Source organism: Microbacterium sp. UBA7513 (assembly GCF_002478345.1).
Classification (GTDB): Bacteria; Actinomycetota; Actinomycetes; order Actinomycetales; family Microbacteriaceae; genus Microbacterium.
Map to the genome: position 1 here is coordinate 32,818 of NZ_DLNJ01000022.1, position 11,031 is coordinate 43,848.

Annotated in this window: 11 protein-coding genes; 3 read left to right on the forward strand and 8 right to left on the reverse strand. The window is 68.3% G+C overall.

The genetic code is table 11. The features are described from left to right. The first annotated feature begins 14 nt into the window (after positions 1-14). Positions 15-779, forward strand: a complete 765-nt coding sequence (locus tag B2W79_RS12445; RefSeq protein ID WP_292790138.1) for a DedA family protein — start codon at positions 15-17, stop codon at positions 777-779. Positions 780-791: 12 nt separating this feature from the next. Here the strand turns inward: B2W79_RS12445 and B2W79_RS12450 are convergent, their stop codons facing one another. Further along, positions 792-1,604 (reverse strand): Ku protein, encoded by an 813-nt coding sequence (locus B2W79_RS12450; RefSeq protein WP_136051108.1) that lies wholly within the window; start codon positions 1,602-1,604, stop codon positions 792-794. 57 nt (positions 1,605-1,661) lie between these two features. Between B2W79_RS12450 and ligD the strand changes: the two genes are divergently transcribed. Further along, complete coding sequence (gene ligD, locus B2W79_RS12455) at positions 1,662-3,641, forward strand: non-homologous end-joining DNA ligase (RefSeq protein ID WP_292789933.1); 1,980 nt, start codon at positions 1,662-1,664, stop codon at positions 3,639-3,641. 12 nt (positions 3,642-3,653) lie between these two features. Here the strand turns inward: ligD and B2W79_RS12460 are convergent, their stop codons facing one another. The 6 genes from B2W79_RS12460 to murI all read right to left on the reverse strand — a co-directional run bounded on the left by B2W79_RS12460 (position 3,654) and on the right by murI (position 9,316). Continuing rightward, positions 3,654-4,574, reverse strand: a complete 921-nt coding sequence (locus B2W79_RS12460) for a cation diffusion facilitator family transporter (RefSeq protein ID WP_062636599.1) — start codon at positions 4,572-4,574, stop codon at positions 3,654-3,656. 419 nt (positions 4,575-4,993) lie between these two features. Continuing rightward, entirely contained in the window at positions 4,994-6,049 is a 1,056-nt protein-coding gene (gene darG, locus B2W79_RS12465; protein WP_292789936.1) for a type II toxin-antitoxin system antitoxin DNA ADP-ribosyl glycohydrolase DarG, read from the reverse strand. A 10-nt stretch (positions 6,050-6,059) separates the two neighbouring features. Beyond that, positions 6,060-6,674: a DUF4433 domain-containing protein gene (locus B2W79_RS12470; RefSeq protein ID WP_292789938.1), complete on the reverse strand. Its 615-nt coding sequence runs from the start codon at positions 6,672-6,674 to the stop codon at positions 6,060-6,062. A gap of 438 nt (positions 6,675-7,112) precedes the next feature. Then, entirely contained in the window at positions 7,113-7,706 is a 594-nt protein-coding gene (gene rdgB, locus B2W79_RS12475) for an RdgB/HAM1 family non-canonical purine NTP pyrophosphatase (protein ID WP_292789940.1), read from the reverse strand. Between the two features lie 2 nt (positions 7,707-7,708). Continuing rightward, positions 7,709-8,446, reverse strand: coding sequence for a ribonuclease PH (gene rph / locus B2W79_RS12480; protein WP_071329683.1), 738 nt, complete (start codon positions 8,444-8,446; stop codon positions 7,709-7,711). A gap of 33 nt (positions 8,447-8,479) precedes the next feature. Then, positions 8,480-9,316, reverse strand: a complete 837-nt coding sequence (murI, locus tag B2W79_RS12485) for a glutamate racemase (RefSeq protein ID WP_060923537.1) — start codon at positions 9,314-9,316, stop codon at positions 8,480-8,482. A gap of 62 nt (positions 9,317-9,378) precedes the next feature. Between murI and B2W79_RS12490 the strand changes: the two genes are divergently transcribed. Further along, a complete protein-coding gene (locus tag B2W79_RS12490; RefSeq protein ID WP_292789944.1) occupies positions 9,379-10,704 on the forward strand; it encodes a nicotinate phosphoribosyltransferase in 1,326 nt (441 codons plus the stop codon). 21 nt (positions 10,705-10,725) lie between these two features. Here B2W79_RS12490 and B2W79_RS12495 read toward each other — a convergent pair whose 3' ends face one another. After that, entirely contained in the window at positions 10,726-10,992 is a 267-nt protein-coding gene (locus B2W79_RS12495; protein ID WP_060923586.1) for a DUF3039 domain-containing protein, read from the reverse strand. Between the last annotated feature and the right edge of the window lie 39 nt (positions 10,993-11,031).

Genomic DNA, 11,031 nt, shown 5'->3' on the forward strand with positions numbered 1-11,031 from the left:
CAGTGCTCGAAAGCATGCTGCACGCCCCCACCGCGCTCATCCCGTGGCTCGATCCGCAGACGATCATCGGGGCGGCGGGTCCGTGGGCGCTCCTCGTGGTCTGCTTCATCATCTTCGCCGAGACCGGTCTGCTGGTCGGCTTCCTCCTGCCCGGTGACACGCTGCTCATCATCGCGGGTCTGCTGACCCACACGAGCAACGTCTTCGGCGTGAACATCTGGGTCGTCTCGCTGCTCATCGCACTCTCGGCGTTCATCGGCGGCGAGGTCGGCTACGTCATCGGACACAAGGGCGGCCCCGCGGTGTTCGAACGCAAGGAATCCGGCCTGTTCAGCAAGAAGAACGTCGAGCGCACCAACGCGTTCTTCGAGCGCTTCGGCGGCCTCACCGTGATCCTGGCCCGCTTCGTGCCGACCGTGCGCACGTTCGCCCCGGTCGCGGCCGGCGTGGGCCACATGCCCTGGCGGCGCTACTCGCTCTACAACTTCATCGGGGCGATGATCTGGGGCTTCGGCCTCACCATGGTCGGCTACCTCATCGCCTACATCCCCTGGATCCGGCACCTCGTCGTGGAGTACATCGACATCATCCTGCTCGTCGCCGTCGGCGGGACGGCGATCGTCACCCTGTGGCACTACCTTTCCGAGCGTCACAAGGCGAAGAAGGCCGCGGCCGCGGGCGAAGACGTGGTGACCGACCATGCGGAGGCGGAGGAGCTCGTCCTCGACGCCGACGTGTTCGACCGGGCCCCCGACCTCGACGGCGACGGCAAGCACTGATCCCGTCTCGGGTCAGCCCGCGTTCTTCGAGCGCTTCTCCTTGGAGCGGGCCACGCTCGCGCGCAGCGCCTCCATCAGGTCGATGACCTCGCCGCCGTCGGCCGCCTTCTCGGCGTCTCCGCCGAACGTCTCGGCCACATCGAACGTCTCCCCGGCCTCGATCTTCGCGTCGATGAGGGTGCGCAGCTCCTTCTGGTACTCGTCGACGAACTCCTCGGGATCGAAGTCGGCCGAATAGCTGTCCACGAGCGAAGACGACAGCTCCAGCTCCTTCTTCGAGATCCGCACGTCCTCGTCGAGGGACGGGAACTCCGCCTCCCGGACCTCGTCCGACCACAGGAGCGTCTGGAGCACGAGGACCTTGCCCCGCACGCGCAACGCGGCGAGCCGGGTCTTCTGGCGCAGCGTGAACCGCACGATCGCGGTGCGGTCGGTCTGCTCAAGGGTCTTGCGCAGCAACACGTACGCCTTGGGAGACTTCGAATCCGGCTCCAGGTAGTACGGCTTGTCGAGCGTGAGCGGATCGACCTGTTCCGAGGGCACGAACTCCACGACATCGATCTCGCGGCTCTTCTCCGCCGGAAGCGCGGCGAGGTCGTCCTTGGTGAGCACGACCGTCTGGCCGTCGTCGACGTAGGCGCGGTCGATGTCGGAGTACGCGACCGTCTCGCCGCACACCTCGCACGTGCGCTGGTAGCGGATGCGGCCGCCGTCCTTGTCATGCACCTGATGCAGCGGCACGTCGTGGTCCTCGGTCGCGGAGTACACCTTGACCGGCACGTTCACCAGCCCGAACGTCAGGGCGCCCTTCCAGATCGTCCTCATCACACCAGTAGACACCAGCCCCACCCGTCACGACCACCCCTTGACTACGCTGGCTCCATGGTGGGAGAGGCGCAGGTCGTACAGGTCGACGGCCGACGACTGCGCGTGACCAACCTCGACAAGATCGTCTATCCGGAGACGGGCACGACCAAAGGCGAGGTCATCGCCTACTACACCGCCATCGCACCCCTGCTCCTGCCACTCCTCGACGGCCGCCCGGTCACCCGCAAGCGCTGGGTCGAGGGGGTCGGCACCGCCGCCGCCCCCGAAGACTCCTTCTTCACGAAGCAGCTCGAGCCCGGGGCTCCGGACTGGATCCCGCGGCAGGACATCCAGCACTCCGACGGCCCCAAGGCGTACCCGCTGGTGGAGGACGTGCCCACGCTCGTGTGGCTCGCGCAGGTCGCGGCGATCGAGCTGCACGTGCCGCAGTGGCGGTTCACCCCGGAGGGTCTGCCCGGACGCCCGGACCGTCTCGTGCTCGACCTCGATCCCGGACCCGGTGCCGACCTCGCGCAGTGCGCCGAGGTCGCCCGGATCGCCAGGACGCTCCTCACCGGCATGGGTCTCGACCCTCTTCCCGTGACGAGCGGCAGCAAGGGCATCCACCTCTACGCGTCCCTGCCCGGGGAGCAGACCAGTGCCGAGGTCTCCGCCGTGGTCAAGGAGCTGGCCCGCATCATCGAGAACGAGCACCCCGATCTTGCGACGAGCGTCATGTCCAAGGCTGTACGCGGGGGCAAGGTGTTCCTCGACTGGAGCCAGAACAACGGCAAGAAGACGACGATCTCCCCCTACTCCCTGCGCGGGCGTGCCCGGCCCGGGGTCGCGGCGCCGCGCACGTGGGAGGAGCTCGACGATCCGGGGCTCGCACACCTCGAACTGGACGACGTGCTCGCGCGCGCGGCTGCGGGATTCGACCCCCTCTCGTCGCTCCGCCCCGACGCTCCGGCACTGCCCGCGAACGCGCCCGCCGCGACCCCCGCACCCGCGATCCGGGCGGCGGCTCCCGCCCCCGCCCGCCGCGGACGGCCCCTCGCCGCGCCCGCACCGTCACCCGCCGGCGCCACCCTCCCCTCCCTCGCCCCGATGCTCGCCGAGAACGGCACCCCCGCGATCGCTCGGAACCTCAGCACCCCCTCCTGGGTGGAGGTGAAGTGGGACGGCATCCGTGCGATCGGCACCTGGCGCGACGGGCAGATGTCGCTGCACGCCCGTCGCGGCACCGACATCACCGCGCGCTATCCCGAGCTGACGGCCGACGGTGCCCCGTTGCTCCCGGTCGACGAGGCGATCGTCGACGGGGAGATCGTCGCCTTCGACAGCGCCGGCCGGCCGAGCTTCTCGCTGCTCCAGAACCGCATGCATCTCACCCGGCCGCGGGAGATCGAGCGCGAGGTCGTGCGCACGCCCGTCGTGTACATGCTGTTCGACCTGCTCCGTCTCGACGGGCATGATCTCACCGCGATGCCGCTGCGCGAGCGGCGGACGCTGCTCGGCGACATCGTGGCGGGGGTCGACGCGCCCATCCAGGTCCCTCCCGTCTTCGACGACGTGGACGCGGCGCTGGCCGCGAGCGAGGAGTTCGGCCTGGAAGGCGTCGTCGTGAAGGACCCGGCGTCACGGTATCGTGCCGGCCAGCGCTCGCCCTCCTGGCTCAAGCTCAAGAACACCCGCATGCAGGAGGCGGTGATCGTCGGCATCCGCCCGGGGAAGGGCGAGCGGGAGGGCACTCTCGGCTCCCTCCTCCTCGCAGTCCCGGAGGACGGCGACCTCCGCTACATCGGACGTGTGGGCACCGGCTTCACGGACCGCATCCTCCGCGACCTCCTGACCCGCCTGGAGCCGCTGCGGGTGCCGCGCGCACCGCTCGACGGCGTCCCCCGACCCGACGCCTCCGACGCGCTGTGGGTGCGCCCCGAGCTCGTGGGCGAGGTGGAGTTCGCGAACTGGACGCCGGACGGCATCCTGCGGCACGCCCGCTGGCGGGGTCTGCGTCCCGACAAGACCGTCGACGAGATCACCGTCGAGGCGTGAGCGGCACGCCGCTCAGGCGTGGTGCGGTTCGCAGTCGCTCTGCTCGGCCGGCTCGATCTGGAACGTGGAGTGCGCGACGTCGAAGTGATCCGCGAGGCACGCCTGCATCTCCGACAGCAGCGCCGCCGAGCGGCCGTCCGCCAGCAGATCCGGTCGCACGCTGACGTGCGCGGTGAAGACCGGCGCCCCGCGGGTGAGCTGCCACACATGCACGTCGTGGACCCCGACGACGCCGTCGTAGCCGAGCAGGTGGGTGCGGATCTCGCCGACGGCCATGCCCTTCGGGGCCGACTCGGCGAGCACGGAGAACACCTCCTTGAGCAGCACGAACGCCCGCGGGATGATCATCGCCGCGATGAACAGCGAGGCGAGCGCGTCGGCCGGCATCCAACCCGTCACGAGGATCACGCCCGCCGCGATGATGACCATGAGCGAGCCGAGCAGGTCGCCCATCACCTCGAGGTAGGCGCCCCGCACGTTCAGGTTCGTGCGCTGGGCCCGGCTGAGCAGCCACATCGACACGGCGTTGGCGACGAGGCCGACGACCGCGACGACGAGCATGAGCCCGCCCGCGACCTCGACCTCAGCGGGGTTCAGCAGCCGCTGCACCCCCTGCACGGCGACGACCGTGGCGAGGGCGATGAGGATGACCGCGTTGATGAGCGCGCCGAAGACCTCCGCGCGCTGATAGCCGAACGTCCGGCGGTCGTCCGCAGGACGCGCCGCCACGGTCGCGGCGATGAGGGCGATCACGAGCGCCGAGGCGTCGGTGAACATGTGCGCGGCGTCCGCGAGCAGCGCGAGCGAGCCCGTGAGCAGGGCTCCGACGACCTGCACGATCATCACGGTCGCCGTGAGGGTCAGGGAGATCGCGAGCAGGCGTCGGCTGCTCGCCGAGCGGAGACCGCCGGGCGCGGGCGCATGATCGTGCATGCCCCCAGGCTAGCCCGGCGACGGGCCCGAGAAGGCCGTTTCCCGCTAGTCAGGAAGGGTAACGAGAACCAGTCTCAGCCGCAGGGAGTTGGGCAGTCGCGGCAACGTATCCGACACCGGCCGTTGTGGCCGCTCTCAGCGCCTACCTGAGACGCACGCACCGCTCAGGGCTCCGGCGTCGACACCGCCGACGCGGCGAGCGCCGACGCTTCGACCGCCTTAACGCCTACCTGATGCGTGAATTGATCTGCCTGTGGATCCCGAAGGACCGGACTGCAGTCGCCGTCATCATCGCCTCGTTCCTGCTGCTCGCATGCGCCGTTTGGGAACGCTGCTCGTCCTGCCACATAAGAGGAAGTAGGAAGCGGCGAGCCCCCTCGTCCGCAGCTGAGCAGGATCCCGAGGAGGGCCTGATTGGACTACGACGCGCCCAGATGCTCCAGGGCCGTACGGACATGATTGTCCGTGAACATTCTTCCTTTGCGTTCCGTCCATCCCTGAACGAATTGCGTCACCTGCTCGGGATCGTCCGTGCCGAGTACTGAACGTGCCCAGTCAACGCTGGCTAGCAACTCCAAGGGGTACGCCCCCTCGAATCCTTCGATGACCTTCAGCACGCCGTCAACGGCGTGCGCGAACTGCTCGGGGGCGTATTTCTCCGGCCGGAACTGACTGAGAGCTATACGTCCCTCGTCAGTAACTTGAACCGGAACGAGGTCAAGCACCTTATCGTTGCCATCGCCATACCCTTCGACGAACGTTCCCTCAATGTGCGAGAGCATCGCTCGAACGGCATCGCTGTAAGGGCCGTACGACCCCTGCGCGAACTTCAGCTTCATCTCTGGTACGAACCGGGCCGCGAAGTACATCAGCTTCTGAATCTCAAGGTGTGACGCACCTCTAGCGTCTTCCCAAGGCTCCGCAGCGTGCCTTTGCTTCGAGTACGCCAGGAGTAGCGAGACGAGCAGGGCAACGGAATTGCTCATCCGAACAGAACTCGATTTCTGGACCGCGAAGTGGCCCTTAACTGGGTCGAAGATCTCCACCCTCAAGCCTTCGATTGGGGCTAGGGCGTCCTCGACGAGAGGGCGAACTTCACTCCAGTCGAGTCCGCCGTTCCCCGACCCAAGGGGCGGCACGGCGATGGACTGGATGTCGCGCTCTTTGATGACGCGTACCAGATCCTTCAAGCCCTCGCGTATGTACTCGACGCGTGAATCCGCTCGCCAATGCTTCTTCGTGGGGAAATTGACGATCAACCTCGGACCCGTAAGTTGATGGGTCTCCGTTACGAACATGCGACCGATCTCGACCGCTCCGAGGTCGCACGCTCGCCTGTATTCCTTGAAGTTATCGGGGTAGCGACGCTTGAACTGGAGAGCGAGACCTTTGCCCATGACTCCGACAGTGTTGACAGTGTTGATCACTGCGTCGACTTCGGCCTTCATGATGTCGCCTGTTGCCGAGTTGATCATCTTGCCTTCCTTAGTAGGAGAATGCTCGCGTGTGCTTGTAATTGATGTGCGTGTAGCCCGCATCTTCGAATGTCCGCCGAGCGTCTGCGACTGTTCCTTCGTTTCTAGCGACTACCACGGACACCAGGTCCAGGGGCACGCGGTCGTACACCAGTACCTCGGCGGCGCGTCGCGACATGCGGTCAGGGTCTTCGGGGGTCTTGAACCACTCCCGAGCCGAAAGCAGATCGAAGTCGACGAACTGTCCAAGACTATCGAGATCAGTTGTGAACTCGGCGAGAGCCATCGCTGCGTTAGCGTTGCTGGCCACCCACTCCAGCCCGCTCGCTTCCAGGTCGCCCAGCCGCATGCCCATGAACACAAGACCGTCCACCACATCCCGTTCAAAGTTCTTCGACACGACGTAGAGCATGGGTGACTTCGCCGCGATGTACCACGGTACGTGGCTGCTGACAGGTCTCCCCTCGGCGTAGTTGATCGCCTGTACCAACATCATCCGCCGCCGAGCTTTGACGTCCGCGCTCGCAACGCTCCCCAGTCGCGGGGTCACATGGTCATCGCAGACGAGGTGACCGTCGGCAACGATCTCCGCCAAGTAGTCGAGTCGAGTGAAGTGCCACACCATCCAGTCACGGGGGGCCTCCCGAGCGGGCCCTCCATTGTGTGCGACAAAGCCCCCATCGGGCATAATCCGCATGTTCGCCACGTGTACCTGCGTAGAGTCTCGTTCCAACTTTTCCTTCAGCATAGAGGGCACGCGCATGCGCCCGCGGCACCTACTCGGCGGCCCAGCCACTGCCCGGGTTACATCGACCGGCAGAGGTCTGAAATGCGCGGTGTCACGGAGGGCACCTCTCGCGAGTACCTAAACCGCGAGATAGTGGGGCGGCACGCCCGCATGCCCTTGCTCAGATCCGAGTAGTGGCGCAGCTCCCTGGTCATTCACCAGCGCAGGGAAAGCCGCACGACGCCGCCCCCGGGCGTCGCCAGATGATGGCAACAGATGCCGACGCTTGCTCCATCGTGGCGACGCGCCCATTCCGGTGTTTCTTCCGCGGAATGCTCAGAGCGCGGCGAGCAGCGGCACGAGCGCTGTGAAGGCGCGGGCGCGATGCGACTGCGCCTGCTTCTCCTCCCCGGTGAACTCCCCCACGGTGCGCTCCGCGCCGTCCGGCTGACCGTCCGGGATGAAGATCGGGTCGTAGCCGAAACCGCCGCTCCCGGAGGCTTCGTGGGCGAGGCGTCCGGGCCAGATCCCCTCCACGACGTGCTCGCGACCGTCCGGGAGGACGAGCGCGATGGTCGACGTGAAGTGCGCGGCACGGTGCGGGTCGGCGATGTCGCGCAGCTGGTCGAGCAGCAGCTCCAGGTTCGCGGTGGCGTCCTTCTTCTGCCCGGCCCAGTACGCCGAGAACACCCCGGGCGACCCGCCGAGCACGTCCACGCAGATGCCTGAGTCGTCGGCGAGCGCCGCGAGGCCGGTGTGCGCGGCAGCCGCACGCGCCTTGAGGAGCGCGTTCTCGGCGAACGTCACCCCGTCCTCGACCGGCTCGGGACCGTCGTAGCCGACGACCTCCAGGTCGGGCCGCGTCTGCTGCACGATCTGCTGGAATTCCGCGACCTTGTGCGGGTTGTGGGTCGCGAGGACGACGCGCATGCTCAGGCTCCTGCCAGAGCGGCGAGCTGCCGTTCCTTCAGGTCCGCGCAGCCGGCGATGCCGAGGTCGAGGAGCGCGTCGAGCTCGCGCTTGTCGAACGGCGCCCCCTCGGCCGTGCCCTGCACCTCGACGAACAGGCCGCGGCCGGTCACCACGACGTTCATGTCGGTCTCGGCACGGACGTCCTCGACGTAGGCGAGGTCGAGCATCGGCTCCCCGTCGACGATGCCGACCGAGACGGCGGAGACGGAGTCGAGCAGCGGCGTCGAGTTCTTGCCGATGAACTTCTTGTCCCGTCCCCACTCGATCGCGTCGGCCAGGGCGACGTAGGCACCGGTGATCGCGGCCGTGCGGGTGCCGCCGTCCGCCTGGAGCACGTCGCAGTCGATGACGATGGTGTTCTCGCCCAGCGCCTTGGTATCGACGACCGCCCGCAGGGCGCGACCGATGAGGCGGGAGATCTCGTGCGTGCGGCCGCCGATGCGTCCCTTCACGCTCTCCCGGTCGTTGCGGCTGTTCGTCGCGCGCGGGAGCATCGCATACTCGGCCGTGACCCAGCCCTTGCCCTTGCCGGTCAGCCAGCGCGGCACTCCGTTCGTGAACGAGGCGGTGCACAGCACCTTCGTCCCGCCGAAGCTGATGAGAGCCGAGCCCTCGGCCTGCGCGCTCCAGCCGCGCTCGATGGTGATCTCGCGGAGCTGCGAGGTGGAACGGCCGTCGGCGCGGACGATGTCGGTCATGTGCTTCTCTCGGTCGGGGATGGAGCGACGGGCTCAGCGCGCGTCGAGGGCGGAATCGGGAAGCGTGATGACGCCGGTCTGGACGAGCTGCACGTCGCGCACCTCACGGCCCATGAGCCGGTTCGCGAGCGCCGTGAAGTCGTCGGCGGAATCGCCTGTGGCCTCGTAGACGTACGTCGCGGTGGCGTCGGGCGGCGCCAGCAGATCGCCGCGCACGAGCTGGCGATACACGTCACCCGCGGTCTCGTCGTCGCTGGAGACCAGGGTCACGCCCTCCCCCATGACGTAGCTGATGGCGCCACGGAGGAACGGGTAGTGCGTGCAGCCGAGGACGAGCGTGTCCACGTCGGCTTCCCGCAGCGGCGCGAGGTACTCCTCGGCCACGGCCAGCACCTCGGGGGTCCCGGTCACGCCGGCCTCGACGAACTCGACGAACCGGGGGCAGGCCGCCGTGAACACCTGCAGGCGCTCGTTCACCTCGAGCATGTCCTGGTACGCCCGGGAGCCGATGGTGCCGACGGTGCCGATCACGCCGACCCGGCCGTTCCGCGTCGTCGAGACCGCGCGTCGCACGGCCGGACCGATCACCTCGACGACGGGCACGTCGTAGCGCTCGCGCGCATCGCGCAGCATGGCCGCGGAGGCGGTGTTGCAGGCGATCACGAGCATCTTCACCCCCTGGTCGACCAGCGTGTCCAGGACTTCGAGTGCGTAGCGGCGCACGTCGGCGATGGGCTTGGGGCCGTACGGCGAGTGGGCGGTGTCGCCGATGTAGACGAACGATTCGCGGGGCAGCTGGGCCCGGATGGCCCTGGCCACCGTGAGCCCGCCGACACCGGAGTCGAAGATCCCGATGGGCGCGTCGTTCATGACTCCCCAGCCTACCCGCGTGCGCGGCGCCGCGTGCATCCTGGCCTCACTAAGCTGAGCGCATGACCACGTCGACGGCGCTGCTCACCGACCGTTACGAGCTCACGATGCTCGCCGCCTCGCTCCGGGACGGCACCGCCTCCCGTCCGAGCGTCTTCGAAATCTTCTCGCGACGGCTCTCCGGCGGGCGCCGCTTCGGCGTCGTGGCCGGCACCGGACGGCTGCTCGCCCTGCTGCGCGACTTCCGCTTCGGGGATGACGAGCTGCGCTTCCTCCGTGACGAGCGCGTCGTCGACGCCGAAACCCTCGCCTACCTCGAGCGCTACCGCTTCACCGGGACCATCCGCGGCTACCGCGAAGGCGAGCTCTACTTCCCCGGGTCGCCCATCCTCACGGTGGAGGGCTCGTTCGCGGATGCGGTGGTCCTGGAGACCCTGGCACTGAGCGTGCTCAACCACGACTCCGCCGTCGCCACGGCCGCCGCGCGCATGAGCATCGCCGCCGGAGAGCGACCGCTCGCGGAGATGGGCTCGCGCCGCGCGGCGGAGCGCTCCGCCGTCGCTGCGGCACGGGCGGCCTACATCGCCGGCTTCGGCGCCACGAGCAACCTCGAGGCCGGGCGCGCCTGGGGCATCCCGACCATGGGCACTGCCGCCCACTCCTGGACGCTGCTGCACGACAGCGAGGAGGACGCCTTCCGGGCGCAGGTCGAGAGCATGGGCGTGGACACCACGCTCCTCGTGGACACCTACGACATCCGCACCGGCGTCGAGACCGCGATCCGCGTGGCCGGGACCGGACTGGGCGGCGTCCGCATCGACTCCGGCGACCTCCCGATCGTCGCCGCGGAGGTCCGCGCACAGCTCGACGAGCTCGGCGCCACCGAGACCCGCATCACGGTGACCAGCGACCTGGACGAGTACGCGATCGCAGCCCTCGCCGCCTCCCCCGTGGACGCCTACGGCGTCGGCACCTCGGTCGTCACCGGCTCCGGGTATCCGACCGCGAGCATGGTCTACAAGCTCGTCGCCCGGCAGGACGCCGACGGGGCGTGGATCGGGGTCGCCAAGGCCTCGGCCGACAAGGCGTCGTTCGGCGGGCGGAAGGCGGCCTTCCGCACCGTCGACGATGGCGTCGCCGCAGCGGAGACCGTCGTCGTCTCCGACGGGTTCGAGGCGCTCGACACCCCTGCCGAGCACCCGGACGGACGACCGCTCCAGGTCACCCTCGTCGACGGCGGCGAGATCGACTCCGCCTACGAGGGCGCGGCGGGGACCGCTGCCGCCCGTGCGCATCACCTGCGTGTGCGCGAAGAGCTGCCGGTGCGCGCGCTCGCACTCAGCAAGTCGGACCCGGCGATCCCGACGGTCTACGTCGAGGCGGACTGAGGCGCAGACGGCGGTCGGCGGTCAGCCGACCATCGACTCGTAGATCTCCTTGCACGTCGGGCAGATCGGGAACTTCTCCGGATCACGACCGGGCGTCCACTTCTTGCCGCAGAGCGCGCGGACGGGCTTGCCCGTGATCGCCGACTCGAGGATCTTGTCCTTCTTGACGTAGTGCGAGAAGCGCTCGTGGTCGCCCGGTTCGATGTTCTCCTCGCGGAGGAGCTCTTCCAGTTCGCGATCAAGCGTTGCCACGCCGCCCTGATCGGGGCTGTCCAGCGGAGTACTCATCCCGTGATTCTAGCCGCGTCCGAGCCTCGACGGGGCGGG